The organism is Pontivivens nitratireducens, assembly GCF_014235845.1.
In the GTDB taxonomy this organism is placed as follows: domain Bacteria; phylum Pseudomonadota; class Alphaproteobacteria; order Rhodobacterales; family Rhodobacteraceae; genus Pontivivens; species Pontivivens nitratireducens.
Genome location: NZ_JACJUQ010000013.1, coordinates 21,757 through 47,745 on the forward strand (window position 1 = coordinate 21,757; position 25,989 = coordinate 47,745).

23 protein-coding genes are annotated in these 25,989 nt (G+C 60.1%); 10 read left to right on the forward strand and 13 right to left on the reverse strand.

The features are described from left to right. Window positions 1-116: 116 nt before the first annotated feature. The 3 genes from H1S03_RS13660 to H1S03_RS13670 form a co-directional block, all read right to left on the reverse strand. Window positions 117-1,031: a sulfotransferase domain-containing protein gene (locus H1S03_RS13660; protein ID WP_166194951.1), complete on the reverse strand. Its 915-nt coding sequence runs from the start codon at window positions 1,029-1,031 to the stop codon at window positions 117-119. Continuing rightward, window positions 1,024-2,412 carry a glycosyltransferase family 4 protein gene (locus H1S03_RS13665; RefSeq protein ID WP_185804938.1) on the reverse strand — a complete coding sequence of 463 codons (1,389 nt, stop codon included), beginning with the start codon at window positions 2,410-2,412 and terminating at the stop codon, window positions 1,024-1,026. The genes H1S03_RS13660 and H1S03_RS13665 overlap by 8 nt, the downstream gene beginning before the upstream one ends. A gap of 295 nt (window positions 2,413-2,707) precedes the next feature. Continuing rightward, window positions 2,708-4,129, reverse strand: coding sequence for a mannose-1-phosphate guanylyltransferase/mannose-6-phosphate isomerase (locus tag H1S03_RS13670; RefSeq protein WP_166194945.1), 1,422 nt, complete (start codon window positions 4,127-4,129; stop codon window positions 2,708-2,710). Window positions 4,130-4,481: 352 nt separating this feature from the next. Here H1S03_RS13670 and galE point away from each other — a divergent pair, with 352 nt between their 5' ends. Further along, window positions 4,482-5,468 carry a UDP-glucose 4-epimerase GalE gene (gene galE, locus H1S03_RS13675; RefSeq protein WP_166194942.1) on the forward strand — a complete coding sequence of 329 codons (987 nt, stop codon included), beginning with the start codon at window positions 4,482-4,484 and terminating at the stop codon, window positions 5,466-5,468. A 23-nt stretch (window positions 5,469-5,491) separates the two neighbouring features. Here the strand turns inward: galE and H1S03_RS13680 are convergent, their stop codons facing one another. The 4 genes from H1S03_RS13680 to H1S03_RS13695 form a co-directional block, all read right to left on the reverse strand. Beyond that, window positions 5,492-7,618 (reverse strand): GumC family protein, encoded by a 2,127-nt coding sequence (locus H1S03_RS13680; RefSeq protein ID WP_166194939.1) that lies wholly within the window; start codon window positions 7,616-7,618, stop codon window positions 5,492-5,494. An 84-nt stretch (window positions 7,619-7,702) separates the two neighbouring features. Further along, window positions 7,703-8,485 (reverse strand): metallophosphoesterase, encoded by a 783-nt coding sequence (locus H1S03_RS13685; RefSeq protein WP_166194936.1) that lies wholly within the window; start codon window positions 8,483-8,485, stop codon window positions 7,703-7,705. Next, entirely contained in the window at window positions 8,482-9,969 is a 1,488-nt protein-coding gene (locus H1S03_RS13690; RefSeq protein WP_166194933.1) for an O-antigen ligase family protein, read from the reverse strand. Before H1S03_RS13690 ends, H1S03_RS13685 begins: the two co-directional genes overlap by 4 nt. After that, window positions 9,966-10,655: a hypothetical protein gene (locus tag H1S03_RS13695; protein ID WP_166194928.1), complete on the reverse strand. Its 690-nt coding sequence runs from the start codon at window positions 10,653-10,655 to the stop codon at window positions 9,966-9,968. Before H1S03_RS13695 ends, H1S03_RS13690 begins: the two co-directional genes overlap by 4 nt. A 145-nt stretch (window positions 10,656-10,800) precedes the next feature. Here H1S03_RS13695 and H1S03_RS13700 point away from each other — a divergent pair, with 145 nt between their 5' ends. Then, window positions 10,801-11,325 carry a hypothetical protein gene (locus H1S03_RS13700; protein WP_166194925.1) on the forward strand — a complete coding sequence of 175 codons (525 nt, stop codon included), beginning with the start codon at window positions 10,801-10,803 and terminating at the stop codon, window positions 11,323-11,325. A gap of 96 nt (window positions 11,326-11,421) precedes the next feature. Here the strand turns inward: H1S03_RS13700 and H1S03_RS13705 are convergent, their stop codons facing one another. Further along, window positions 11,422-12,444 carry an NAD-dependent epimerase/dehydratase family protein gene (locus H1S03_RS13705; RefSeq protein ID WP_166194922.1) on the reverse strand — a complete coding sequence of 341 codons (1,023 nt, stop codon included), beginning with the start codon at window positions 12,442-12,444 and terminating at the stop codon, window positions 11,422-11,424. Then, the gene (locus H1S03_RS13710) at window positions 12,441-13,766 is read right to left on the reverse strand and encodes a UDP-glucose dehydrogenase family protein (protein ID WP_166194919.1); all 1,326 of its coding nucleotides are present in this window, start codon (window positions 13,764-13,766) and stop codon (window positions 12,441-12,443) included. Before H1S03_RS13710 ends, H1S03_RS13705 begins: the two co-directional genes overlap by 4 nt. Window positions 13,767-14,059: 293 nt before the next feature. Between H1S03_RS13710 and rfbC the strand changes: the two genes are divergently transcribed. From rfbC to rfbA, 4 genes are read left to right on the forward strand one after another with little or no spacing between them, the layout of a single operon-like run. Continuing rightward, window positions 14,060-14,644: a dTDP-4-dehydrorhamnose 3,5-epimerase gene (gene rfbC, locus H1S03_RS13715; RefSeq protein WP_166194916.1), complete on the forward strand. Its 585-nt coding sequence runs from the start codon at window positions 14,060-14,062 to the stop codon at window positions 14,642-14,644. Next, window positions 14,641-15,678 (forward strand): dTDP-glucose 4,6-dehydratase, encoded by a 1,038-nt coding sequence (rfbB, locus tag H1S03_RS13720; protein ID WP_166194913.1) that lies wholly within the window; start codon window positions 14,641-14,643, stop codon window positions 15,676-15,678. Before rfbC ends, rfbB begins: the two co-directional genes overlap by 4 nt. Continuing rightward, on the forward strand, window positions 15,675-16,526 hold the full coding sequence (gene rfbD, locus H1S03_RS13725; protein ID WP_166194910.1) for a dTDP-4-dehydrorhamnose reductase: 852 nt from the start codon (window positions 15,675-15,677) through the stop codon (window positions 16,524-16,526). The genes rfbB and rfbD overlap by 4 nt, the downstream gene beginning before the upstream one ends. Then, window positions 16,523-17,425, forward strand: coding sequence for a glucose-1-phosphate thymidylyltransferase RfbA (gene rfbA, locus H1S03_RS13730; RefSeq protein WP_166194907.1), 903 nt, complete (start codon window positions 16,523-16,525; stop codon window positions 17,423-17,425). Before rfbD ends, rfbA begins: the two co-directional genes overlap by 4 nt. Before the next feature lie 19 nt (window positions 17,426-17,444). Here rfbA and H1S03_RS13735 read toward each other — a convergent pair whose 3' ends face one another. The 3 genes from H1S03_RS13735 to H1S03_RS13745 all read right to left on the reverse strand — a co-directional run bounded on the left by H1S03_RS13735 (window position 17,445) and on the right by H1S03_RS13745 (window position 19,855). Further along, complete coding sequence (locus H1S03_RS13735) at window positions 17,445-18,323, reverse strand: tetratricopeptide repeat protein (protein WP_166195002.1); 879 nt, start codon at window positions 18,321-18,323, stop codon at window positions 17,445-17,447. 348 nt (window positions 18,324-18,671) lie between these two features. Beyond that, window positions 18,672-19,583, reverse strand: a complete 912-nt coding sequence (locus H1S03_RS13740) for a phage head spike fiber domain-containing protein (RefSeq protein ID WP_166194904.1) — start codon at window positions 19,581-19,583, stop codon at window positions 18,672-18,674. Beyond that, window positions 19,583-19,855: a spike base protein, RCAP_Rcc01079 family gene (locus H1S03_RS13745; protein ID WP_166194901.1), complete on the reverse strand. Its 273-nt coding sequence runs from the start codon at window positions 19,853-19,855 to the stop codon at window positions 19,583-19,585. Before H1S03_RS13745 ends, H1S03_RS13740 begins: the two co-directional genes overlap by 1 nt. Before the next feature lie 219 nt (window positions 19,856-20,074). On the opposite strand from H1S03_RS13745, the gene H1S03_RS13750 reads away from it, so the two are divergent. The 4 genes from H1S03_RS13750 (at window position 20,075) to H1S03_RS13765 (ending at window position 24,878) form a co-directional block, all read left to right on the forward strand. Continuing rightward, entirely contained in the window at window positions 20,075-21,328 is a 1,254-nt protein-coding gene (locus H1S03_RS13750; RefSeq protein ID WP_166194898.1) for a lipopolysaccharide biosynthesis protein, read from the forward strand. A gap of 171 nt (window positions 21,329-21,499) precedes the next feature. Further along, window positions 21,500-22,621, forward strand: a complete 1,122-nt coding sequence (locus H1S03_RS13755; protein ID WP_166194896.1) for a Coenzyme F420 hydrogenase/dehydrogenase, beta subunit C-terminal domain — start codon at window positions 21,500-21,502, stop codon at window positions 22,619-22,621. Window positions 22,622-22,626: 5 nt separating this feature from the next. Further along, window positions 22,627-23,979 carry an O-antigen ligase family protein gene (locus tag H1S03_RS13760; RefSeq protein ID WP_185804939.1) on the forward strand — a complete coding sequence of 451 codons (1,353 nt, stop codon included), beginning with the start codon at window positions 22,627-22,629 and terminating at the stop codon, window positions 23,977-23,979. Next, complete coding sequence (locus H1S03_RS13765; protein ID WP_166194891.1) at window positions 23,976-24,878, forward strand: glycosyltransferase family 2 protein; 903 nt, start codon at window positions 23,976-23,978, stop codon at window positions 24,876-24,878. The genes H1S03_RS13760 and H1S03_RS13765 overlap by 4 nt, the downstream gene beginning before the upstream one ends. Here the strand turns inward: H1S03_RS13765 and H1S03_RS13770 are convergent. Next, on the reverse strand, window positions 24,875-25,774 hold the full coding sequence (locus H1S03_RS13770) for a hypothetical protein (RefSeq protein ID WP_166194888.1): 900 nt from the start codon (window positions 25,772-25,774) through the stop codon (window positions 24,875-24,877). The genes H1S03_RS13765 and H1S03_RS13770 overlap by 4 nt on opposite strands. Window positions 25,775-25,989 lie beyond the last annotated feature (215 nt).

Consider the following 25,989-nt stretch of genomic DNA (forward strand, 5'->3'; position numbering starts at 1 on the left):
TTAAATAAACAACATTTGCAAAACCAAGGCTGCCTATATTCCTTGTAATGCCCACTCTATGTTACCTTCGATATGTTTTCGTATGAGTATAAAGGGCTGAAATACCGGAGTGTACCTTATTGGAAGTGAATTCCGAATTCTGCGGCCAGCTCCGCATTCGCCTCCTCGAACTCGCCCCGCAGCCTGGCCAGGACTATAGCGTCCCTCTCGGATTGCATTGGTATATTCTTGCTGGTGTTCACCGCATGATAAAGTGCGCGAAGCCGGTTATAGGCCGCCCCCCGGGGCAGTAGGTGGCGCACAGCCACGTTCAACCTTTGTAACAGGTGGTTCGTCGGGACATAGGTTTCGTTTTCACGTGGAAAATCATAAGTTTCGTAGAATTCAGGATCCAGTCCGATCCAACTTGCTACATCCTTGATGAAGCCTTTCTGATCCAGCCTGATGTCATCAAAGTTCCGCACCATCATGCGATTTTCGCCCAGTTGCTGTCTCCATTTCAGCAAATGGCGGGCATATTCCGCGTTCTCCAGCGCATTTTGGGCCAGCTCATTTCCGTTGAATCGGCAAGTTTTGCTCCGCGCGGCGTCTACAAATTCCGAAAAATCCATGGAAACTGGAATCCAGCTCCAGTTATTGCGGAAGTAATTGTACAGAGAGTAAATTTGTTCGGAGGGTTCCCGAACTATGAACAGGCATTTCGGATCGTGCGAAAGCTTCGGAATATTCGAGTGCGCCGTTTTGCTGTAAATATAGCTTGGTGTGGATTCGACTATTACATTGAAGTTTCCGTGCCTCGATTCTTCGAACTGATCCCGCCAGCTTTCATATCCTTGGCTGATATGCGCCTTGGGCCGGTACATATGTGTGTCGGCATCGACGAAGAAATAGGTCTCCTTTTCACGCGATCCGGTGGCATCGGGATGATCCGCAATCCATTGATGCACGGAACTGGTGCCTGCCTTGGGCACACCTGCGATAAAGAGGTTCGGCATCCATTTTATCTGTTCCGGGCTTGGGGGGTCATCCATCGATGATCTCATCAAGTATGACGGCGAGTTTTTCGCGCCAAACCTCGATCGTGAAATCGCGTTCATATGATTTCAGCGCGTCGCTGCGCATTTTTTGCAGAGAGCTTTTCCGGAGGGAGACCAGTAGTTCGAACAGGTCATCCTCCGTCAATTCGAAGCTATAGCCCGAAACCTGATCCTCGATCAGCTCCTCCATCGCGCTGCGCCGCGAGCAAATAACGGGGGTTCCGTTCCGCTGAGCCTCAGGGATAACCAGCGGTAAACCCTCCCATCGGGAGGGGACGATCAGCGCATCGGCATTAGAGTACCAGGAATCCATGCTGCTCTTTTCGGCCCATCCGGACAGCGAAACGCCGTCGGGAATACTGATATCCCCGCCATCGTTGCGGACCTTCGCGCCCACGACATGCAGGGCAAGGTCCGAACGCAGCTCGGTCGCCCGTCGGAAGGCGTTCAGCAGGATATCGAGACCCTTTTGCCGATCAAAGCGGCCGACGAACAAGAGATTCAGTTTGGTCGGATCGATGCTGGGTCTGTCCACCGCCTGAGCCAGCCGTTCCGCCGGGATCACCGCGTTTTCGAGCGTTTTGTGGATGCCCTTATAGCCAAGCGTTCTGGCCAGACGTTCGTCGGAGCGCCCGATATTCAACACAAGATCCGCCAGTCCGCAGAGGTTCCCCTCGATCAACCGGACGCATCGCGCCTTGAACTCCTCCTTGTTCTCGTAGCGCGATATCGCCCAGCTATGCGCGACATAAACCGCCTTGCCGCGCCATCCCGTCAGGCGCAGGAATGCCAGCGCGGCCAGGGAAAAGGTGGAGTGGAAAAAGACGATATCAGGCTTGGTTTCGCGCAACATGCGGCGGGACAGGGCAAGCATGTTGCAGATGGATTTCAGGCTACGCTTTTCAGATGAAAAGGTGGAGTAGGACATACTTTCGGGCAGACCCTGTGCGTGCCCCATTGGAAATAGGAAGACGTTGCTCACGCGGTCGGGCGTATGACTGTCGAAGTTCTGTAGGTAGGTGGAAACACCGCCGATCGCTGTTTCGCAGACGTGCAGTATTTTCATTGATTTCTTGTTCATCCCATCCGTCAGCGCGGGGTGCTGTATATTTGAAGCCCCGATTATGTCCAATGGGAGCATATTTAGCGAAAGGAAGCGGCGTCTTTCGGGTGCTTCGATACCGGACGCGGGCAAAACCCTGTTTGGCGGGCGAAATTGAAACAGAATCGTCCCGTGCCCAGTGGGGGCGGCAGGTATATGCGGGCGGGCAATTGGTTTATATCCCGTACGGGTAACCGAGCTGCGCCCGGTTTTCCAGACACCCAGTGTAGATTCATACAGCTTGCGCAATGCTCCGCGGGCCTTTTCAGTCATAGGACACGGGGCGTTTCAGCCCATGCCAGGCCGGTTGGTGAAGCTGCCCTGTGGTTGCTGTCGGCGCGTCGTTTGCGCGCCACCCCCCCGACCGGACATTCCGGTGTGGATTACATCCGTATATTCCCATGGCGCCCTCCGGCGCGATTATTGCTGCCCGAGAAAGTAATAATCGCGACATGTCTGGATCTGAAATCACATTCCGATTGATGCATCGGGAAGGTAAATATTTTAGTAACATCAGGAGCGATCCGACAGCGGGTGTCTGCATTCCCGCCAGCGGAGCCTTGCAGACCTATGTGCGGGCGTAGACATCTTCGTAGCGGATGATGTCGTCCTCCCCCAGATAGGGGCCGGATTGCACCTCGATCAGGTGCAGATCAACCTTGCCGGGGTTTTCCAGCCGGTGAACGGCACCCAGCGGGATATAGACCGACTGGTTCTCGCCCATCAGTTTACGCTCCTCACCGACGGTGACCATTGCGGCGCCCTCAACCACGGTCCAGTGTTCGGAGCGGTGGACATGGCTTTGCAGGCTGAGCGCGGCCCCCGGATGCACCATGATTCGCTTGACCTGAAAGCGTGAACCAAGGCTGAGCGTTTCGTACCAGCCCCATGGCCGGTGACAGCGCGGGAAGGTGGTCGCCTGGGATGCGCCCTTGGATTTCAACGCATCGACGGCTTTTTTCACCTCCTGCGCGCTGTCCATATCGGCGACCAGCACCGCGTCTCGCATCGCCACGACGGCGATGTTATCGAGGTTCAGGCCCACGACCTGCTGCGCCGCGTCCTCCGCCCGCAACAAGGTGTTGGTGCAGTTGATTGCGGTGGAAGGACCGCTGAGCGCATTTCCGTCCGCGTCCGGCCCCATTTCGGTGGCGACGGCCTTCCAGCTGCCCAGATCGGACCAGCGCCCTTCATACGGAACGACGGTCAGGTTGTCGGCTCTTTCCATCACGGCATAATCGATCGAGATGTCCTGTGCGCCCGCCCATGCGCCAGGGTCCAGCCGCAGAAAGCCCAGATCGGGTTTCGCATTCGCAACGGCATTCCCGACAGGGTCGATCAAGGCGGGGGCATGCGCCCTGAAGGCGGCCAGGATCGTGCGCGCGGAAAACAGGAACAGCCCCGCGTTCCATAGATAATTCCCGGCATCCAGCATCTGCTGCGCGGCATCGGCCTGCGGTTTTTCGACAAAGCGGACGAGCGGTTGCGCCCCGGCGCCGGCATCAGGGGCCAGTTCCAGCCAGCCATACCCGGTTTCGGGGGCAGTCGGGCGAATGCCGAAGGTGACGATCTGCCCCGCCTCGGCCGCGGCGCGCCCCTGTTCGACGGCCCCGCGAAAGGCGGCATCGTCGGGGATAACGTGGTCCGACGGGGCCACCAGGATCAATGCGTCAGGCTCTGTCTCGCTCAGATGCATGGCGGCCGCCAACACGGCGGGGGCGGTGTTGCGGCCCTCCGGCTCAATCAGAACGGCGCCGGGGTTCACGCCTGCGGTCTGCATCTGCTCGGTCACGATGAAGCGGAAATCGTCCCCCGTAACGACCAGTGGTGCGCCAAATTCGGGCGGGCACAGCCGTGCGAGGCTTTGCTGGAACAGGCTGCCCTCGCCGATCAGCGGTGCGAACTGCTTGGGGTAGCTCTTGCGCGACAGGGGCCACAGACGTGTACCGGAGCCACCGGCGAGAATCAGAGGGATGATGGCGTTGGTCATGTTGGTCGTCCTGCTGTGGGAGCTTTGGAATGAGGTCTGCTGATCCGATGGTAATCGAGGCAATGAAGACGATAGCATGCGGCCGGAGCATGTGAATGATCGAGTGAAGTTTACTTGCGGTCGGGTACGGTGGCTTCACTTTAACCTATACGACGAGTGTATCAATTTCATAAGAGGGGGGTGAATATCCGTTCGTTTCGATTCCTTGCTTCTCAATGGATTTCTCTCTTATGTATCGCCGCCCTCGGCGGCGGGGGGTGCTTGCGCGTGGTGGCGGGAAAATGGGGCGTTCTTCGATGAAACTGTTGATTTGCACTGCTCTGCCCGTGGCGGATTGGCGAAGGAGATCGTGGTGCTGACCATTTTGGTTACAGGCGGAGCGGGATATATCGGCAGTCATGCCTGCAAGGCGCTGGCCGCCGCGGGGCACCTTCCCGTCACCTATGACAGCCTGGTGACCGGATGGCAGCAGGCGGTGAAATTCGGGCCGTTCGAGCAGGGGGACCTGTCAGATGCCGCGCGGCTGGATGCGGTCTTTGCACGCTGGCAGCCGGACGCGGTGATGCATTTCGCCGCGTTGAGCAATGTGGGTGAGGCAACCGACGCGCCGGGGCTGTACTGGCGCAACAATGTCGGTGGCTCGATAAATCTGCTGGACGCGATGGTCAGGGCAGGGTGCCGGCAGATCGTGTTCTCCTCGACCTGCGCAACATATGGCGATCGCGATGGTGTGGTGCTGGATGAGCAGACAGGCTTTGCGCCGCTCAACGCCTATGGAGCGTCCAAGATGGCGGTGGAGGCGATGCTGGCCGATTATAGCCGCGCCCATGACATCGCCCATGTGTCCTTTCGTTATTTCAACGTGGCAGGCGCCGATGCGGATGGTGAGATCGGCGAGGCGCATGACCCAGAAACCCATCTGATCCCGTTGGCATTGCAGGCGGCAACGGGCCGGCGCGGGGCGTTGACCCTGTTCGGCACGGATTACCCGACGCCTGACGGCACCTGCATTCGCGACTATGTGCATGTGGAGGATTTGGTGGCGGCGCATATCCTCGGCCTGGACCACCTGGCGCGGGGCAGGGGGGAAACCGCGTTCAACCTTGGCACGGGGCAGGGGTTTTCGGTGCGCGATGTGATCGGTGCTGTCGCGCGTGTCACGGGTATGGATGTGCCCGTGATCGAGGGACAGCGTCGCGCAGGGGACGCCGTCGCGCTGGTGTCGGGATCGTCTCTCGCGCAGGAAGTGCTGGGCTGGCGGGCGGAGCGATCAACGCTGGATAGGATGATCGGCTCCGCCTTTGCGTGGCACCAGAAAGGCGCTCTTTACAAGGAGTAGCGGGTTTCGCCGGCCCTGCCGGCTTATTCCTGCGCGTAGCCCCCGCCATAGGTGTAGTAGCCCTGATAGTAGTATTTGCGGTTCCGCGCGTTCTGCTGGTTCAGAACGCCAAAGACGGGCACGTCCTCGTTCTTGGTCTCGTTCAGCAGGTTCATGGTCTGGCGCACATCCTGTTGTCGTGTTTCAGCCCATTTGATGACCAGCGCGATGGCATCCGCGTGATGCGCCAGATAGCGCCCGTCCACCACCGGCAGCATGGGCGGTGTATCCAGTATGATCACCTCGTAATGATCGCGGACCGCCTTCATCAACTCGGTGAAGAGCTTGGACGTCAGCAACTGGTCGGTGGGCCGGTTCGAGCGGCCCATGGACGGGATGACTTCCAGATCGGTCAGCGGATCCAGCGCCATGATGTCGGCCAGCGCGACTGGCTCATCCGCAGGGGCGATCAGATAATCGAGCAGGCCGGTTTTTCCTGACAGGCCCAGTGTCTTGCTGATCGTGGGTTTGCGCAGATCGCAATCGATCAACAGCGTCCGCTTGCCCGAAATCGCATAGGTCCGCGCCAGGCTGAGCGAGGTTGTCGTCTTGCCTTCGGCCGGAACGGTGGAGGCAACCATGATCACGGTCACATCCTCACTGTTGCCGCCATTGCGCAACAACGTCTGATCGATGGAGGCCCGCAGGCGGCGCATTGCCTCTGCGTAGAAGGAGAGGGGCGCCTTGACCACCTGGTCCACCGGGGTTTGCCCGCTTTCGTCGATGCGGGGCACAGTGGCGGAGACCGGCAGGTTCAGCACATCCGATGCCTGCGTGTCCGACACGAAGCCACCGACATAGAATTCACGCAGGAAGCCAAGACCGACACCCACACCCAGCGACACCATCAGCGCGAGCGCCAGTGTCAGCTTCTTGTCCGGGAACGAAGGTCTGGACGGCGCAAAGGCCGGGGACACAACCCGCGCATCCGCGATTTGCAGATCGGCCTGCGTTTCAAAGTCGCGCAGACGGCTGAGCAGCGTCTGATACTGGTTGCGCGCCAATGTCGCGCGCTGCTGGATCGAGAAGATCTGGGTCAGCAATTCGGGGGGCAGGTCGGCGCTGAGCACGGAGGAGCGCAGTTCGGATTGGAAATTCGAGGCCTCGGCCTCCATATCCGCCAGTTCCGCGCGCAAATCGCTCAAGGCGGCGCCGGCCTCATCTGCTAGCCGTGCCTCCAGCGCCTCCAGCTCGGAACGCAGGTTGATCGCCTCATCCGCGGCGGCGTCGGCGATATCCGCGCTCAACGCGTCACGCTGCTGTTGCAACGCCATCAGTGTATCGTCCTGCAGGGAGGCGGCAATCTCGGCCCAGTTGCCAAGCTGGATATTGCGGCTGACCTCGTTTGCGACAACGCGGCTTTGTGTGGAGGTGGACCGGATCTCCTCCAATGCCTCGCGCAGGGCGGTCAGGTCGCTGCGACCGGTTTCCTGCTCGATGCGCGTGAAGTTGAGGTCGATGAAATCGTCAAAGGCGCGTTCGGAATCGACAAGCTCCGCATCGGCCTGTGCGATGCGGGCCTGAATGATATCCCGCGCGGCCAGTGCGCCGCCGATCTTGGCCTGGATTTGCTGGTCGATATAGGTTTGCGCAGTGATATTCGCCAGTTCCGCCGCCGTTTGCGGGTTTTGCGATGTGACGCGCAGCTCAACCAGATAGGTCAGGCCCCGGCGGCTGACGCTGATTGCATTGCTGAATCTGTTCACCACCCCCTTGAGAAGCTTGTCGGGGGAGACGTCGGTGGTTTCCTCGAAGCCGAGGATCGCCTCAACCCGGTCGCGCAGGCTGAGTTGCACGCCGAATTCCGGCGAGGATACCAAATCAGCGTTCTGTACCACTGCCAGTGCAATCGCCTCGGACCGCATGATCTCAACCTCGGAGGAGACGCGCGCATTGTCCGCGGAGGCAGATGTCTGTCGCTCGGCCGTGTCGAGCAGGTTCGCAGAAGACGGGTCAATCAAGATCAGGGTCGAGGCCGTGTAGAGTGGCGTTAATGAAAACAGCCATAATGTCGTCAGGCCGAGTATCAGCACAACAGTGTAAAAGATGACCCTCAGTTGACGACGCAGCACGCCTAGCAAACCGCGAATGTCGATGCTGTTTTGTTCCATATGGATTGCCGAAACCCTCAAATGACTTCAATTCGGTATGCTAACCGGAGGTTGACTAGCAAAGCAGCTAGGTAGCAACCAGTCTTAATCTGTCTGTATGACACAAGGTAGGTCAATGCCATCTAGCCGCACTGCGGTAAGTGGCCCGCCGGAATATACGCCTGTATCCACATTGATGCGCCATTCCAACAGTTCAGGCTGCTTGCAGGGAGTATGTCCGTGCACAATTACACGGTCGAGCACACAGTCGGGCGGGACCTCGTGGTTCAGGAAGGAATTGCGGATCCACAACAGCGTGTGTTCGTCCTGCTCATCCAGCGGGCGCATCGGATCGACGCCGGCATGGCACAGGAAATGCGTCCGCGTAGAGAAAGCCAGCGGCAGCCCCGCCATGAAGTCCATATGCTCCTGGGGGACCACGGACTGCACCATTTGCGCAGCGTGGCGCGGTACAGTCTGCATTTGATCGGTATACAACCCGTATGAAGCCAGCGTTTCGCGCCCGCCCATGTCCAGCCACGGGGCGTTCAGATCGGGTGCCTGCAGAAACTGCTCGAACATGACCTCGTGATTTCCCTTGAGGCTGTGACGCTCGACCCCCGGCGGGGGCGGGGCGCTCAACCGATCAAGCACGCCGGCACTGTCGGGGCCGCGATCAACATAATCGCCCAGCGTCACGATGCGGACGCGGTCCTCGCCCCTGGCGTGTGCATCGGCCAGAATGGCTGCCTCCAGCCGGTCATAGTGAGCCAGATGACCGTGAATGTCGCCCACGGCATATAGCGGCCCTTCGTCGAGGATTTGCACGGGGGCATATGTTTGTAACTGTCTGGAAGGACGTCCGAACAGGTGCGAAAGTGGATTCATGATCTGCGCCGTCTCCGTTTGCGCACATGTTTCTCCTCTGACGCTTGAGGGTCTGTTTTGCGGGCTGCTTCACTGCGTGTGATCTGCGCACCAGTCCGGTTCCCGCCTAGGGCCAGTGCAACCAATGCGAGAAATAGCCAGACATTTGCCTGCATTTCTAGGCTGAAATCAACCAGAGAGTGTATGGCGCCGGTCGCAATCACTCCTGCGCCGATGGCAGGCAGCACGATATCGCTTTCGCGCCGCAGGGCCGCGCCGAGGCAGGCAACAAAGGCGCCTCCTACCAGCAGAAGCGGGATCGAACCGAACAGAACGCCGGTTTCCGACCAATGCGCCAGATAGGTGGAATGCGCACGCGCCCAACTGAATTCCGACGAGACAGGGGGCGCGCGAAAGGCCCGGTAGACCACTTCGAAACTATCCGCCCCCCAACCGGTCAGCGGACGCTGCGAAATCATGTCCAGAACCTGCCGATAGACAGCCAGACGGACATCCGCGTTTTCCTCAACTGTGCCCAGACGATCGAACAGAACGCCGCCATATAGCCATGCAGCCCCGCCACCTACAGCCAACAGAACCAGCGGCACCAGCAGGATCGTTCCGCGGCCCAATCCCAGGCGACGCGCCAGAATCAGGGTCAGGGTCAGGCCCGCGCCGATCAGCCCGGCAAAAACCCCCATCCGCGAATTGGTCTGCAGCATCGTCGCCAATAGGACCAGGCAGGTCAGGATCAGCAGATAGACATGCATTGTTCCCGCATTGGTCAGCCGCGTGGTGACGCTGTCGCTTCGCACTCCGCCGCGACGTGTTGCGCGATCTGCGGCCAGCCCCAACCCCGTGATCAGACCCATGGCGAGAAAGGTCGCGAACGAATTGCGGTTTACGAAGGGGCCGGTCGCGGATCCCAGATAGGCCCATTTCTCAAACAACAGGATCGTATCGCCGAACTGAAGCAGCGCCAGCAATCCATAGAGCGCCCAACCGGCCACGATAAACACCAGCGCCTGCGCAACATATTTCGCGCGATCCCGGTTTCCCGCGATCTGCAACACCAGCATGAATACCATGCCGTAACCCGCAACCCGCAGGGCTGCCAGGGTCGTGGCGCCAGGGGTCAGGCTCAACGTATTGGTCTCGACGACCAGCCCCGAGGGCAGCAGGGTTTCAAACCCGCCCAGTATCAGGCCCAGTGGCAGCACCTGCACCACAATCCAGCCTAGATATAGCCCGCCCAGGGCAATGGCGGGCTTCAACCAGCGTGCCGATATACGGGTGCGTTCGCCGCGCAGGGCGAAGGCACCGAAATAGAGGGCTCCGCCCAGTCCCGCGACCAGGGCGCCGAGGGCCCAGAACACGGGGCGGTTCGATCCCAATGGCAGGGGCGACAGGGCGAGGGCGATCAGAATCGCGACCATCAGAATGGTTTGGGCGCTGCTTTTCTCGCGCGAGCGGGATCCGGCTGTTGAGGTGGACTGTGTACTCATCCCTGCAGATCCTGTCCGATTGCTCTGACATTTCCCAGGAATCTTCTTTGCTGTCTGGGCGGCAAGGTCTCGATGAGGTCTACGATCCGCTCACGGAAATCCTCGTCAGACCAATACCGGTCTGCCAGGCGGCCGACACCACGACGGCTTTGCGCAAGAATCAGAAGATCGGCATTCTGGCCCCGCGCCTGTTCCGGGTCGGTTTGCAGAACTTCGATGCGCTCATCCAGCCGTGCTCGGCGCAATGCGATCCATAACTCATAGGGGGCAGTCTGGCGCGAACGCTCAAGCGCGGCGAAAACTTCGGGTATATTGCCCCGTTCCATCTGCAGGGCCGCCTTGGCCCACCATACAAAACTGTCACTGGGGGCATGGGCCAGCGCGCGATCGACCTGCGTTTCGCAATGCACGCGAATCGCCTCGCGCTGCGCTGCATCCACCTGCAGAATCGCGGGATTGCTGATCGTATCGACACACAAATCAAGGACACGTTTTTGGGAATCCGTCGAGAACCCGACTTGCGGTCTCCCTGATTCCATCGCCTGCATGCGTGTGGCTTGTGAATGCCCCGCGCCAACCACGGCACGCAGTTCACTCATTAGAACCGGCATCGAGGCTATAGCGAGGAAAACCCCCGCTAAAGCTGGATAAATAGACTTCATTGTTGCACATACCCCCAAGGGCATAGCTACCCCATCTCAAAAACCAGGGGAAGTTACGTTGTTATCAATTCGTTAGTTTCGGCGCGACGTAAAAATACACGTTTTTGGGTCAGGACGTCGCTGCGCATGAGATACAGGTTGTATTTTTGATGCAGTGCGACGTAAACTCATGTATAATCTCGTGTATCAAGGCGTTTATTTTTATCTGGAGGCTATCATGACCCTCACTCTCCGCGCTGCACTTGCAGCCCTCGCGCTCGTGCTCGCGTCTGTGCCAGCTTCCGCTCAGGATGACGGACGCGCCTTCGACGTACAGATCGCTGATCAGATCGCTGCAGCATGCGGTTCGGATTCCGGCGCATGTGCCGCTATCCTCGCAACCATTCCTCCAAATAGCCCCCTGCACGAGCAGGCGATGGTCGCGGCTATTTCCAGCGGGATGTCCGATGCAGAGGTTGCACAGGTTGCACAGGCCGCCAAACTCTCCCCGGCACAGGCTCAGCGCGTTCAGACTGTTGCTGCGGTACAGGGCCGCACTTCGGGAGCTGTCTCTGCAGCGATCGCGGCGGCCACAGTCGGGGTTACTACAACCACGACTACGACCACGACTGCAGGAAACACGAACACTTCAAATACTACGCCTTCCAGCGACAATGACGACGACGATGATGAGGATGAAGGCAGCCCCACATAAGCGACTGCCAGCATTGTTGAGATATCCAAAGGGGGCTTCGGCCCCCTTTTTCGTGCGATCCACACTGCATTTGAACTTTCCCGGGCGTGTTCCCAATCAGCCGCGACGCTCCCGATACCAGTCTACAAAGGCGGCCACGCCCGTGCGCAGGTCGGTGCGGGGCAGGGGGGCACCGGTCAAGGCGCGATACAGGTCGGTACTGGCCCAGGTTGCAGGTACATCGCCCTTTTGCATGGGCATCAGGCGGCGCTCGGCTTTCTGTCCCATCGCGGCCTCGATCGCCTCGACAAAATCAGCCAAGCGGCTGGGAGCGCCATTTCCGATATTAACCACACGCCATGGTGCGGCCGGGCTGAGGCTGTCGCACGGATCGAGTGTGAATGCACCGCGCGCGTCCACTTGTGGAGGCTGCACGTCGATCAGAGCCGCGATTCCCGTGACCAGATCGTCGACATAGGTGAAGTCACGGGACATATCGCCATTGTTATACAACTCGACAGGATTGCCCGCCTCCATCGCGGTCACGAATTTATAAAGCGCCATGTCGGGCCGGCCCCATGGGCCGTAAACAGTAAAGAACCGGAACAGCGTCGTGGGGATCCGCCACAGATGGGCATAGGAATGCGCCATCGCCTCGTTCGCCTTTTTCGTCGCGGCATACAGCGTCAGCGGATGATCGGCTGCGTGAACCTCGGCAAAGGGCATTTCGGTATTCGCGCCGTAGGCCGAGGAGGTCGAGGCCATCATCAGATGCGCGGGTTCATGCATCCGCGCGATTTCGAGCACATTGAAGCCGCCAACCAGATTCGCCTCGACATAGGCGCGTGGCGCTTCGAGGCTGTAGCGCACCCCTGCCTGCGCTGCGAGATGTACGATCAGGTCGGGCTGCGCGGCATCTGCTGCGGCTTCCAGCGCGGGCATATCCTCCAGCATGGCCTCATGCGCGGTGAAGCTCGGATGTCTGTCCAGCAGGGCATGGCGGTCGCGCTTCAGGCTGACATCATAGTAGTCGGTCATACCGTCATAGCCGTGCACGACCCAACCCGCATCCAGCAGGTGGCGGGCAAGGTGGAAGCCGATGAACCCGGCGGTGCCGGTGATGAATGCGCGGCGGCTCACGCGTTTGTTCCGTCTGTCAGGCCCCGGCCGATGGCGATGGCCTTGAACCCGGCGGCGGTCAGATCCTCACTGCGATAGATGTTGCGCAAATCGGCAATGGCGGTGCCGCGCATCGCCTTGCGCAGACGCGTCAGGTCCAGTGCCCGGAACTGGTTCCATTCGGTCAACAGAACCACGGCGTCGGCCTCTTGCACGGCGTCATAGGGATCCTCGTGCCATGTCACGCCGGGCAGCAGACGCTCCCCCTCGTGCCGGCCCTGCGGATCGGTGACGCGAACCTCGGCCCCTGCGCCGACAAGGGCGGGGACGATGGTCAGCGAGGGGGCCTCACGCATGTCATCGGTATCAGGCTTGAACGTCACGCCCAGCACGGCGACCCGTTTGCCGGCGATTCGTCCGTCGAGCATGTCGAAAATCTTGTCCACCATGCGCCGTTTGATCGCCTCGTTCACGTCGATCACGGTTTCCACGATGCGCTGGGGGACGGCGTGCTCCTGACCGATGCGGGCCAGGGCGCGGGTGTCCTTGGGAAAGCACGATCCGCCATAGCCGGGGCCTGCATGCAGGAATTTGGGCCCGATCCGACCGTCCAGTCCCATCCCCTTGGACACCTGCTTCACATCGGCACCGACCCGTTCACATAAAGAGGCGATTTCGTTGATGAAGGTAATCTTGGTCGCCAGAAACGCATTGGCGGCGTATTTGATCATCTCCGCCGAGGCCAGATCGGTGAACATGACCGGCGCGTCGCGCAGGCTGAGCGGGCGATAGATCGCCTGCATCACGTCGCGGGCGCGGTCATTCTCGACACCGACAACCACGCGATCAGGGCGCATGAAATCCTCGATCGCGGCACCTTCGCGCAGGAATTCAGGGTTGGAGGCCACATCGAAATCAGCCTCGGGCGCGGTTTCGGACAGGATCCGGGCAACCCGCGCATTGGTCCCCACAGGCACGGTCGATTTGGTGACCACGACCGTATAATCGGTCAGGGCTGTTGCGATTTCGCGGGCGGCCGCCTCGACATAGCTGAGGTCGGCATGGCCGTCGCCACGGCGGGTCGGGGTGCCCACCGCGATGAACACCGCATCGGCCTGCGCGACTGCATCTGCAAGGTTGGTGCTGAAATCCAATCGCCGGGCCGCCATGTTGCGCGCCATCAGCTCATCCAGACCCGGTTCATAGATCGGCACTTCGCCCGCACTGAGTCGGGCGATCTTGTCCGCGTTCAGATCAACACAGGTGACGCTGTGGCCGAAATCGGAAAAACAGACGCCTGACACGAGGCCGACATATCCGGTTCCTATCATCGCAATACGCATGACCGTTCCTTTCGCCAATATTCTGCATCTTGTGTCTTTTCCGCTCACAAAAGCCAAGCGCAGCCCGAAGCATACAGACAGGACACAGCGAAAGCGCAAGGTAGAGGAATACCTGCTTTCAATTGTATTCCGGCTTTTGCCGTGCATATTTCCGTTGCAATGCAGCGTAAGCCGCCGGATCGTAGCAGAAGCGGGATTTACCATCCTGCCAGGTGTAGGGAAAAGATGCGCAGTATTACGGGCCTCTTCTCCGGTCGCGATTACCGGCTGGAAAACTGACGGATGGAAATTCAGTGGACTTTCGACAAACCGAACTGCCTGGCCTGTGTATTCTGACCCCCGACCGATTTGGGGATCATCGCGGCTTCTTCTCCGAAAGCTGGAATCGCAACAGGCTCGCATCTCACGGTATCGATGCGGATTTCGTGCAGGACAACCATTCGGTTTCCGAACGTGCCGGCACGTTGCGCGGCCTTCATTTTCAGTCGCCCCCTCATGCGCAGGCCAAGCTGGTGCGCTGCGGACGCGGGCGGCTATACGATGTGGCGGTGGATATCCGCAAAGGCTCCCCAACCTACGGACGCTGGGTGGGTGAGGAATTGAGCGCGCAAAACGGGCGTCAGTTGTTCATTCCGGCGGGGTTCCTGCACGGATTTGTCACGCTCGAACCCGATACGGAGATTGTCTACAAATGCACGGATTACTACGCGCCCGAATGTGATGGTGCAGTGCGGTGGGACAGCGCTGTGCTGGCCATCGACTGGCCTCTAGAGGGTGCTCCGCATATCTCGGACAAGGACGCCGCCGCCCCGGACATGGCTGATTTCGACAGTCCGTTCGTGTGGGACGGCCAGATACCCGGGGGGGGCCGGGCATGAAGATTCTGATTACAGGTGGTGCGGGCTTTATCGGCTCCGCCGTGGTGCGGCAGGCCATTCGTGACGGCCATAGCGTCGTTAACCTGGACGCGCTGACCTATGCGGCCTGTCTGGCCAATGTGGCGGAGGCCGCGAAAAGCCCCGATTATGCGTTCGAGCAGGCCGATATCTGCGATGCCGCTGCCCTGACACGCATTTTCGACACGCACCAGCCTGATGCGGTGATGCATTTGGCGGCCGAAAGCCATGTGGACCGGTCCATCGACGGGCCGGGCGCCTTTATCCAGACCAATATCACAGGCACCTATACCCTGTTGCAGGCGGCGCGGGCCTATTGGGAGGGGCGGCGGCAACCAGCTGATTTCCGGTTTCATCATGTATCCACAGATGAGGTATTCGGCTCGCTTGGCGAAACAGGCCAGTTCACCGAGGAAACGCCCTACGATCCGCGCTCACCCTATTCCGCATCCAAGGCCGCATCCGACCATCTGGTGCGCGCATGGGGCGAAACCTATGGCCTGCCCGTGGTGTTGAGTAACTGCTCGAACAATTACGGCCCGTTCCACTTCCCCGAAAAGCTGATCCCGCTGGTGATCCTCAAGGCCTTGTCGGGCAAACCGCTGCCGGTTTACGGCGATGGCTCGAATGTGCGCGACTGGCTGTATGTCGAGGACCACGCCAATGCATTGCTGACCGTATTGCAAAAGGGTGAGCTGGGCCGCAGCTATAATATCGGCGGTGAGAACGAGCGCACCAATCTGCAAATCGTAGAGGGCATTTGCAGCATTCTCGACGAAATCCGCCCGGTCAATCACCCCCATGCGGAACTGATAACCTTCGTCGCCGATCGCCCGGGCCATGATCAGCGCTATGCCATCGATCCCGCCCGCATCCGTACAGAGCTGGAATGGCGCCCCTCGGTTACGGTCGAGGAAGGCCTGCGCAAGACCACCGAATGGTATCTGGCCAACGAGGGCTGGTGGCGCCCCTTGCTGGAACGCGACGGCGTCGGCAAACGGTTGGGCGTGGCATGAAGGCACTGATCTTCGGAAAGACCGGACAGGTCGCACGAGAACTGGCACGCTTGCTGCCCGATGCGGTGTTCCTGGGGCGCGATCAGGCGGATCTGGGTGTGCCCGGCATGTGCGAGGCCGCAATTGCCGCGCATCCGTCGGATGTGATCATCAACGCCGCCGCCTATACCGCCGTGGATAAGGCGGAGAGCGAGAGCGACCTGGCCCATGCCGTCAACGGTGCCGCCCCCGCTGAAATGGCGCGCGCGGCGGCGGCGCAGGGTGTACCCCTTGTCCACATCTCCACCGATTACGTCTTTGACGGCGGGGGTGAGGCCCCGTGGAAGCCAGATGATGAAACCGGACCTTTGGGCGTATACGGGGCGAGCAAACTGGCCGGAGAGCAGGGCGTTCGCGCGGCTGGTGGCGTTCATGCAATCCTGCGGACATCGTGGGTTTTCTCGGCCCATGGCGCGAATTTCGTAAAGACGATGCGACGGCTGTCCGGCACTCACGACCAGCTGCGCGTCGTGGCCGATCAGATCGGCGGACCGACAGCGGCGGCGGATATCGCGGCGGCGGCCGTGCGCATGGCGCAGGTCCTCAACAGCACGCCCGAGCAGACCGGCACCTATCACTTCTCAGGCTTTCCCGAGACGTCATGGTCAGATTTCGCCCGCGAGATCTTCTCGCAACTGGGCACCGGCACCACGGTCGAAGATATTCCCAGCGCCGATTATCCCACCCCGGCGGCGCGGCCCTTCAATTCACGTATGGATTGCTCCTCTCTGAGGGCATCCTTTGGCATCCACCGACCTGACTGGCGTAACAGCCTGCGCGACGTAATCGCAGAACTGGAGAGCACATGACCCGACGCAAGGGCATCATTCTGGCAGGCGGCTCCGGTACGCGGCTGCATCCGATCACGCTGAGCGTGTCCAAACAGCTCTTGCCGCTCTACGACAAGCCGATGATCTATTATCCGCTGAGCGTCCTGATGCTGGCTGGCATCCGCGAGATTGCGATCATCACGACCCCACGTGATCAGGGCCAGTTCCGCGACTTGCTGGGCGACGGCAGCCAGTGGGGACTGGAACTGACCTGGATCGAGCAGCCATCCCCCGACGGGTTGGCCCAGGCGTTCATTCTTGCAGAAGACTTTCTGGATGGCGCACCTTCGGCGCTGGTGCTGGGGGACAACGTGTTCTTTGGCCACGGCCTGCCCGAAATGCTGGATCACGCGGATCAGGCCGAAAGCGGCGCGACGGTATTCGGCTATCACGTGGCCGATCCGGGCCGCTATGGCGTGGTCGGTTTCGATGCGGATGGTGTGGTAACGCGCATCGTGGAAAAGCCCAGCGACCCGCCCTCGAACTATGCCGTGACAGGGCTGTATTTCGTGGATGGCACCGCGCCTGCCCGCGCGCGCGCCGTGACCCCGTCCGAGCGGGGTGAACTGGAAATCACCACATTGCTGGAAATGTATCTGGATGATGGTGCGCTGACGGTAGAACGGATGGGCCGGGGGTTCGCATGGCTGGATACCGGCACCCATGAAAGCCTGCTGGATGCGGGCAATTTCGTACGCACCTTGCAGGAACGACAGGGGTTGCAGGTCGGCAACCCGGACGAGATCGCATGGCAAAACGGCTGGATCGACAATGCGACGCTGGCCGGGCGGGCCGAACTGTTCCGTAAAACGCAATACGGACGCTATCTGGCGCAACTGCCCCGTATCTCGAAGCCTCGTACCAAGGGCGCGACCTGACGATCGCGCCCGGCGATTATCAGCGGAAGCTGCGGATCAGCGCGACCACGGTGTCGCGGTCAGCATTGACCGTCGTGCAATCGAGCGTGACGTTGTTGTTGCCACACCATTGCGTGACAGCAACGGCTGTCGCATCATCCATATTGCCTGAGAATGGCCCGTTATAGGCGCCCTTGGAGGCCAGTTTTTCCTGCATCCAGGCGACGTAATATTCAGGCGCGCCATACTGGATCAACAGCAGCAATGCGCCGGCGTTATCCGTCTCGCGGGCGATGCGGTACAGATTTTCAATCCCTGCATCGCGATCCGCGACCATGCCCCGGCCGGTAATCTGCGAGATAGCAAGCTGCAATTCAGCGCGCACACTGCCCGCTGCGGCACCTTGCTGGAAATAGGCGTTTGCCTGATTGAGATCCCGTTCGACCACATTGCCGCGCAGGCTTTCGCGGCCCAGATTGACGTAGGCGTCGCCATTGCCCATCTGGGTTTGCTCGACCAGCACGGCCAGCCCTGCCTGCGGATCGTAAACCGGGCTCTCCTCATCGAGATAGAGCAGGGAAAGCGGCAACCACGCATTCTCATCGCCATTTGCGTTCAGCTCTGCATAAAGTTCCGCCGCCTGCACGGGGTCATAGAGCGCGCCCTCGGGATCATTGGAAAGCTCGGCAAATGTACGCAGGTCGTCCTCGCTCTCGGGCAGGGATTCAAGCTCGCTGTACAATTCCGCCGCGCGGGCAGGATTATAGAGCGACAGGCTGTCATCAAGGTAATAGCGGGTCAAAATTCGCTTGGCCGTTACATTGCCCAGTTCGGATGCCATCTCGTAATAACGGACGGCCTCGACCGGATCAGCCTCGACCCCTGTGCCCCGGCGATATGCGCCTGCGATGATCAGCATCGCGCGCTCATCCCCCTTCTCAACCATCTTTTGAAGCTGGCGCAGACCATATTTCTGACGCGAGCTGTTGGGCGATTCGCGTAGAAAAGTCTGGGCTTCCCACCGCGTGAGCGAGGATTCGAATGGCAACGGTGTGGCGACATCACATGCGGCAACAGATGTGATGAGGGCCAACGCAGGAAAGCAGCGAAAATTAATCATCTAAAGGGTATCTCTCTTCGCAAAGGTAAGGGGGGAAGGGTACTCTCCTGATATCATAACGCAACTGCGAACAGAATTCCATCACAACGCAGATGCGAAGAGAACTCCACCGCGCCGTTATTCAGGGCGCGGTGGAGCGAAACGCTGTCAGGCCCGGATCAAAAGCATTCCCGCCAGAACTGAACCGGCAATATCGGGGCGGTACCCATCGCCGATCTCAATGGCGTCCAGAACTGTTTCCAGCCCGTCGCCATCGCGCAAATAGACGTCAAACACCCCCGAGACCCCGGATATCGCGATCCGATCGGCCATGCGCGTGACAGGCTGATCGGTCGTCGGGATGTAGCTGGTCGGGGCGGTCCCCGCCTCGCATTGCAGGGCCAGCAGGATCACGTCCTCTCCCTCGACCCCGCTATTTGGACCGATCCCGATCGTGTAAAGATCGCTCGCCGCAGGGATGAAGACGACATCGCACATGATCGTGGAATCCGGCAGCACCGTCTGGGCCAATACGCTGATCTCTCCCGCTCCGTCGCTGACAGTCGCGAATTCCCCCGGGGCGCCGTTGACCATTGAGAAGGTCGAACTGCCCGCCCGTACAATCAATCTGGCCGAGGGCGAACTGCCCGCCTGCAGGAACAGGCGCAATGCATAGGCTTGACCGCCTGTCATGGAGATTTCCGCGCTGTTGAGGCGGTGGGACACCGACCCGTGCGAGATGACCCGAACACCCGGAAACAGCCCCAGCGCGTTCACGGACAGATCCTGTGAACTGGCACCGAAATTTTCCCACGTAGCAGAGGTTGCTGCGGAATAGGGCACCAGATTGGTCGCCTCCCCCTCAATCACCGTGCCCAGCCGCGCGCCCCCGTGCGGTGCATGGGCGGGGCGCTGTATGTTCGGCGGATAGGTTGCGATCTGCCCCTGCGCGTCAAAGGCGGTGGCGCTGCCCGCACGGGTGAAGCCTGCCCGTGCGCCCAGGCCGCCGATTCCCGCAATCCGTATGGGATGCAGGCCCGTCATCGCGCGGTTGCTGACCCCAAGGCGAACCGTCAGCATCAGGCCGCCCCGATTGTGAAGGCGTGCAGCCCACCGGCGGTCGTGCCGCTGGCCAGGACACGGCGAACCTGAACGGGCAGGATCGTCATGTCCGCGACGGCAACGGTGCGTGTTGCGCCGCGAAGCGAGACAAAGGCCACATCGCCGCCCACTTCGACATAAAGCGCGGTTGCTGTCGTGGGCAGGTCGGCCTGATCATCGGGAACAATCGGCATAAGGTCGGTTGCGGAACCGCTGGTCGCGGCCGCGCGACCGGAATGTGCATTGGACATGTAAAAATTCCTATGTTTTCAAATATGAACCGGATCAAAATGAAGCTGCCGCCTATCACTTGCGGCAGGCCGATAATGACGTTTGAAAGGTTAATATCGGGTGAAATCCGCAGCAGAAGGCTTTCCCGCAGGCGTTCTTGTTGCAGCGCGCCATAGCTTCCGGTAAGGATTTTTTAAAATTACAGACCCTGCGCAGCGACTTTTCTTGAGGTTTCGGCAATGAAGGAAAGTTCCGCACGGCTGGTTCTGCTACGCTTGATTCAAAGCGGCGCTGGAATCATTGCCAGTGTGCTGGGCACTATCTTTATCTTTATTCTTGTGGCGCGCAGTCTGGGGCCCGCTGATTTTGGTCTGTTCGCGCTGGCTTATGCGACCGCCTCACTTTTCGGGATCGCCTTCGACTTCGGATATGTGACGCGGCTGCTGCGCGATACGGGCGGTCTGATGACCGCGCATGGCGGCCTTCCGGGCCGGATAGTGCAGACCAAGATCATGCTGTTTGTCGTGCTGACGCCGTTACTTTTGCTGGTTGGATGGATTGCACAGATGCAGCTGGGCCTGCTGTTGGCGATCTGGCTGGGTGTGGCCAGCCTGTCCGTCGGAAACCTGTTTGGCACCATGCTCAAAAGCGTTGATTTGCACTTGCGCGATTCCCTGCACTTGCTGTGCGCCAATGGTGCGGGTGTGATTGCCGCACTGATCCTGACGCAAATGCAGGCACCACCGGCGGGATTTGCACTGATCTTCGTGATCATCGGTACAATCTATACTGCGCTGACCGTGCGATTGTGGCGGCATCATTTCGAACACAGGCCCGAGGCATGGAACATGCGCGCCATCACCACCGAGATCCGGTGCAATCTGTCCTATGCGCTGGATGTCTTTACCCAGCGCAGCTTCGGTTTTCTGGACATCGCGATCCTGTCCATCGTGACCAACCCTGCCGCAGTGGGTCTGTATCAGGCGGGGCAGAAGGTCGCGCAGGGGGCGGGCGTTCTCTCCCAGCCGTTCAACAGTGTCATGTTGCCTCGGTTGAGTCGTATCACACATGAGCAGAAACGCTGGCGTAGCCTGGCCATACGGTTTTTCGCGATGCAATCGCTTGTCGGGTTCGCAGCCCTCGCAGGGCTTAGCCTGCTGGGGCCGTGGATGATCAGCCTGATCTACACCGCGGAATACGATCCGGTGCGCGGCGATATGTGGTTGTTTGGTGTGCTTATGTGCGTGAGATACATCTCAGCCGCGCTAGGACTCATGGTTACGTCGCTAGGGCAGCAGAGGAAACGCATGATCGTCAATATGGTTGGGGTGGTGGCCTTCATCTTATACGCTCCCGTTCTCGCCAATAATTTTGCGATTGAAGGTATGCTCTCTGCCATGGTCCTTTCGGCTCTCAGTATTTTGTCCGGCTATCTCATCGTTCTGGCAATGACCCTGAAAACGAATGATGCAAAGGCGTTCCATGATGGCTGAGTGCGAAACGCATCCCATGAACATCGCGGAGGACCTCGTATGAGCGGGACCGGAACGACAGCGTCCGGGGTCGTGGAGAACGACCTGTGTATCGGGTGCGGTTATTGTGCCAGCCTTTCTGGAATCGGGATGGCGCTTTCGGCGCAGGGGTTCTTGGAACCGGATGCCACGATGCACCAATCGCCGGCCGATGATGCGCTGGTCGCGGCGGCCTGTCCCGGGCGCAACGGACGCGAGGTTGTGGTAGCGGGGCAAGGCCCGGCCGGGGCCACCGATGATTACATGTGGGGCCGTCATCATGAGGTCGCCACCGGATATTCCACCGATGCGCAGGTGCGCCAGCTCGGCTCCTCGGGTGGGGCGCTGACCGGATTGGCGCGCTGGCTGATCGCCTCGGGCCGTGTGGAGCGTGTGTTGGTCACGACCTATGATCCGGCCTATGCCATTGGCACCCGGTCAGGTGCCACGTCAGAGGCAACGGTCATTCTGGACGGCGCGGGCTCGAAATATTGCCCGGCGGCGCCCCTGGTCGCATTGTCGGATTTACGCGCAGAGGGCGATACCGGGCGTGTGGCCGTTATCGGCCGGCCCTGTGATGTTGCCACCTTGCGCCGTGCTATCGCAGCAGGTGATCCGGTAGGCGCGCGGGTCGAGGTCTTGCTCTCCTTCTTTTGTGCGGGCACACCCAGCGATACGGGCAACCGCGAATTGCTGCGCGATCTGGGGGTGGACGATCCTGCGCAGGTCACCCGGTTTCGCCATCGCGGCAATGGCTGGCCGGGCGATACCCGCGCCGATCTGGCCGATGGCGATGCCAGGACCTGCACCTATAACGAAAGCTGGGGCAAGATCCTGCGCCGTCACGTCCATTCCCTGTGCAAGATCTGCCCCGATGGCATTGGCGAGCAGGCCGATATCGTCGCCGCGGATGCGTGGTACGGGGATGATGACGGCTATCCGACCTTTACCGAGGCAGACGGCCGCAGCCTGATCATCGCACGCACACCGCTGGGGCAGGAATTGCTGAATGCGGCCCGCACCGACGGCGCAATAGCGACCGAACCGCTGGATATACGCGAGATCGACCAGATGCAGCCCGGTCAGATCAACCGTCGTCGCCAGTTGCGCATCCGTATCTTTGCCTATCGCCTGATGGGCCACGCCGTGCCTGAGTATAACAGCGCAGCGCTCGCAGGATATCAAAGGGATCTGTCTCTTAAGGCGCGGGCCCGTATTCTGGTCGCGACATTGCGCCGGTTGATTGTTCTGCGCCGCAAGGCTTCGAAGGGCTAGAGCGGATGTATCTTCCCCGGCTTTACCTGTTCGCGCTGCTTTGCATCCCCTTCTATATCGGGCCGGAGCTTGCGGCGAATGTGCAGCTGAATGTTGAGCGTTTGACGCTGGCATTGATGGCGGCGGCGGTGCTGACGGGCGTCTATGGCAAGGTGATCCGCCCTGCTATCTCCCAACTATGGCGGACCAGTCCGGTCTTTCTGTTGAGCTTTATCGGTTTTTTCCTGTGGCGCGCGCTGGCGGCGTTCATGTCGCCATATACGGTCTCGCAATATCTGGTCATCAACGAGGTGGCCAGCAATGCCTTTGTATTCATTTTGTTTTTCTGGCTCTACTTTCAAAACGGCACCATACAGCCGGTGCTCAGGATTTTGACATTCAGCGTGTTCTGGATGGCGGCAGTGGTGGCGATCGAACTGGCAACCCAGTCCAACCCGTTTACGCCCTTTGCCTCCGCCAGTGCGGGGGATGCGATCCTCAATGCCAGTATCGAACGGGGGGGCATGTTGCGATCCAAGGGGGCCTTCGAACATCCGCTGACACTGGGACAGTATGTCGTTTTCCTGCTGCCCATCGTGCTGTTCATGGACCGAGCGCAATTGCCTTTGCGCCGTGCCTTTCTGGTGGCGGTGCTGTTGATCGGGATCGGCATTGCCACCGGATCGCGGGCGACCCTGCTGATCCTGACAGCGCAAATCCTGATCTATCTGCTGTTCTGGGGACTGCGGGTCGGGATTTCCGGGCGTCAGGTCAATTTGGGTGTGTTCCTGTGGATTCTGGTGCCCGTCGCGGCCGTGTTCGTGGCAGCGCTGGCTGAGCGGATCACGGGGAACGAGCTGTTCTCGTCCTACACGCGTGTTGCGCAGATCGTGAACGGGCTGATTGCGGCTGGAAACGCGCCGTGGTTCGGTTTTGGTCAGGGGCCGGGTGGAACGCAGGCGATTGCGGATGCCGTGACCTATGCCAGCGGATCGTTGATACTGTGGGAGGCGAACCTGAACACCATCGATAACTGGTTCCTCAGCATCCTGCTGGGATCCGGCCTGCCTGCGGTGATCCTGTTCTTGATGTTCAACCTGGTGGTTCTGCTGTCTGGCATGAGGTGCATTCTGCATGGGCCGACACGTAGAGCGATCCGCCAAAGGGGGGAATTGGGGCAGTTCATCGGAGTGTTTATCGCATTTGGCGGCAGTCTGGGCTTCATGGGGATTCTGTCGATTTTCACCCTGCATCCGCTGCATTTCATCCTGCTCGCATGGCTGCTCGCCCTGTGCGCGCGCTATCGCCGGGTTGCCCCCGAAGCCCGGCATCAGACACAGCCCCAAAGACGCAGGCTCGCAACCGGAGCGACCAAGTGACCGATCTTTCGATCATCATCGTCACCTATAATTCCGCGCGGTTCATCGCCAAATGCCTCGACAGTCTGCTGGCCCACCCTGTCACGCGGTACGAGGCACGGATCGTGGTGGTCGACAATGCGTCCTCGGACGATACGGTGTCGATTGTGCGTGAGAGCTATCCGCAGGTCACCCTGATCGAGAGTGGGGGCAATCTGGGGTTTGGCCGAGGCAACAATCTGGGAATGCAGCGCGCACCGGCCCGCTATTACTATCTGCACAATGCCGACGCCTATTTGCAGGAAAACGTGCTGGATGCGGCCCTGGATCACATGGAGGCCAAGCCCCGGACCGGTATTGCGGGATTGCCGCTGGTCTATCCCGACCTCAGCCCGCAAACGGCTGCCTATGGGCGCAGCGCGCCGCTGAAATGGACCCTGCAGGAGCTGGGCGTCGGAAAGCTGGCCGGTGCAATCGCCAGCCATCCGCGCCTGGGGCCGCTGCGTGCGGTTCTGCGCCGGGTGCCTGTTGCGCGCAGCTATCTGGCCAGCCATGCGCCAGAGCAGTCGTCGAAAATCGTCGAAAATCCCGATTGGGTCTGCGGCGCGGCCCTGCTCTTGCGCGAGGAGGTTCGCGTTGCATTGAAGGGGGGGTTCGATCCCGATATCTTCCTCTATGGCGAGGATGAGGACATGTGTCTGATGGCCCGTTCCAAGGGCTGGCAGATCGAGCAACTCGACGTGACGCCGGTCATTCACGAACTGGGCTGGGGCACGAACAGCAAGCCATCGCCCGTCGTCGCGCGGTTCAAGGCTGACAGCCTGCGCGTGTTCATCGACAAGCATTTTACCCGCCCCGGTCCGCGCTGGATGGTGATGCGCGCGATCCTGTGGATCCGCTGCAAGCGCTGGGGCCTTTAGCCCGCCAGCGAAACCCGCGCGCGCAATTCCTCGAACAGCGCACCGTTCAGCGCCTCGCAGGCTTCGATTTCCTGCGGGGACAGTGTTTGCTTCCAGTAGGTGGTGATGCTCTGGGCCGAGCGTTCCTTGACATGTGCCTTTTGCGGCAGGGCCTCGCCGGATGTCGGGGCGGTGCTCAATGCGGCGGCGGCGGCGACCGGCAGGCCGGTGGCGGCCTGCAACCGTTCACCCACGGCCACGCCATGTTCCAGATTATCCTCGATATCCACCACGGTGATGGGACTGTCCGCATCCATCCACGCCCGCAGGTTCAGATGGACCAGATACCAGATCAGCATGGCATCATGAGCATTCGGGGAGATCCCCTCGCCCCGCTGCGGCAGATCCGCAGTCAACAGACCGCTTTGCGCCATGCGCCGCGCCAGATCGGCCGGATCGAAATGCCAGCCCATGCGCGAAAAGCTTGCCACCACGGAAAGCGGCGCGCGCAGGGTAAAGATTACAGATATGTCCGTATTGCGCGTCAGCCAGTCGGCCCACAATACGGCAAAGGGGTCTTTCCAGATCAGATGGGTCAGTCCCGGTTTGAAGGCCGCAGCCAGCATCGTGCGGCGGGTCCGGTTCAGCAGTGGATTGCGACCCGAGCGCAGGCCCGGCCAGCGCCCCCAAAGTTGCCCGCGCCGCAGCCGTGCGACAAAGGCCTGCGCCTGTTCAGGCGACATCCCGCCCGCGCCGACGGTTTCGAACTGGTTGTGTATACCGATATCACCGACCTTGCGGCTCATCGGTTCATACAACTCCGCCACGGTGGGACCCTGCGACAAACGTTCCCCGATCACGGTTGTTCCCGACCGGGGCATACCGGTGACGAGCACGAGTTGTCTGGGGCTGAACATCGCGGCTCCATTGAGGTGAAATATCTACGGGGCAGGGCCGGGCGCAGGGCGCGTACCGCCTGCAGGGATGATTTTGGGGCCAAAATTGCTGCTTTGCAACATTTCGATAGCCCTTCAAACATATGATCTACATGGGAAATCGGCAGTTTATTAGAGTAAGCAACTGATGTATTTGGATTTATATTATACAAACCGGGTATTCTAAAGCTAGACCA

Bases quoted from the DNA above. Each gene is read 5' to 3' on its own strand.
- H1S03_RS13660 (WP_166194951.1), bottom strand. From the start codon at position 1,031: ATGGATGACCCCCCAAGCCCGGAACAGATAAAATGGATGCCGAACCTC.
- H1S03_RS13665 (WP_185804938.1), bottom strand. From the start codon at position 2,412: ATGACTGAAAAGGCCCGCGGAGCATTGCGCAAGCTGTATGAATCTACA.
- H1S03_RS13670 (WP_166194945.1), bottom strand. From the start codon at position 4,129: ATGACCAACGCCATCATCCCTCTGATTCTCGCCGGTGGCTCCGGTACA.
- H1S03_RS13680 (WP_166194939.1), bottom strand. From the start codon at position 7,618: ATGGAACAAAACAGCATCGACATTCGCGGTTTGCTAGGCGTGCTGCGT.
- H1S03_RS13685 (WP_166194936.1), bottom strand. From the start codon at position 8,485: ATGAATCCACTTTCGCACCTGTTCGGACGTCCTTCCAGACAGTTACAA.
- H1S03_RS13690 (WP_166194933.1), bottom strand. From the start codon at position 9,969: ATGAGTACACAGTCCACCTCAACAGCCGGATCCCGCTCGCGCGAGAAA.
- H1S03_RS13695 (WP_166194928.1), bottom strand. From the start codon at position 10,655: ATGCCCTTGGGGGTATGTGCAACAATGAAGTCTATTTATCCAGCTTTA.
- H1S03_RS13700 (WP_166194925.1), top strand. From the start codon at position 10,801: ATGTATAATCTCGTGTATCAAGGCGTTTATTTTTATCTGGAGGCTATC.
- H1S03_RS13710 (WP_166194919.1), bottom strand. From the start codon at position 13,766: ATGCGTATTGCGATGATAGGAACCGGATATGTCGGCCTCGTGTCAGGC.
- rfbB (WP_166194913.1), top strand. From the start codon at position 14,641: ATGAAGATTCTGATTACAGGTGGTGCGGGCTTTATCGGCTCCGCCGTG.
- rfbD (WP_166194910.1), top strand. From the start codon at position 15,675: ATGAAGGCACTGATCTTCGGAAAGACCGGACAGGTCGCACGAGAACTG.
- rfbA (WP_166194907.1), top strand. From the start codon at position 16,523: ATGACCCGACGCAAGGGCATCATTCTGGCAGGCGGCTCCGGTACGCGG.
- H1S03_RS13735 (WP_166195002.1), bottom strand. From the start codon at position 18,323: ATGCTGATCATCGCAGGCGCATATCGCCGGGGCACAGGGGTCGAGGCT.
- H1S03_RS13740 (WP_166194904.1), bottom strand. From the start codon at position 19,583: ATGCTGACGGTTCGCCTTGGGGTCAGCAACCGCGCGATGACGGGCCTG.
- H1S03_RS13745 (WP_166194901.1), bottom strand. From the start codon at position 19,855: ATGTCCAATGCACATTCCGGTCGCGCGGCCGCGACCAGCGGTTCCGCA.
- H1S03_RS13750 (WP_166194898.1), top strand. From the start codon at position 20,075: ATGAAGGAAAGTTCCGCACGGCTGGTTCTGCTACGCTTGATTCAAAGC.
- H1S03_RS13755 (WP_166194896.1), top strand. From the start codon at position 21,500: ATGCACCAATCGCCGGCCGATGATGCGCTGGTCGCGGCGGCCTGTCCC.
- H1S03_RS13760 (WP_185804939.1), top strand. From the start codon at position 22,627: ATGTATCTTCCCCGGCTTTACCTGTTCGCGCTGCTTTGCATCCCCTTC.
- H1S03_RS13770 (WP_166194888.1), bottom strand. From the start codon at position 25,774: ATGTTCAGCCCCAGACAACTCGTGCTCGTCACCGGTATGCCCCGGTCG.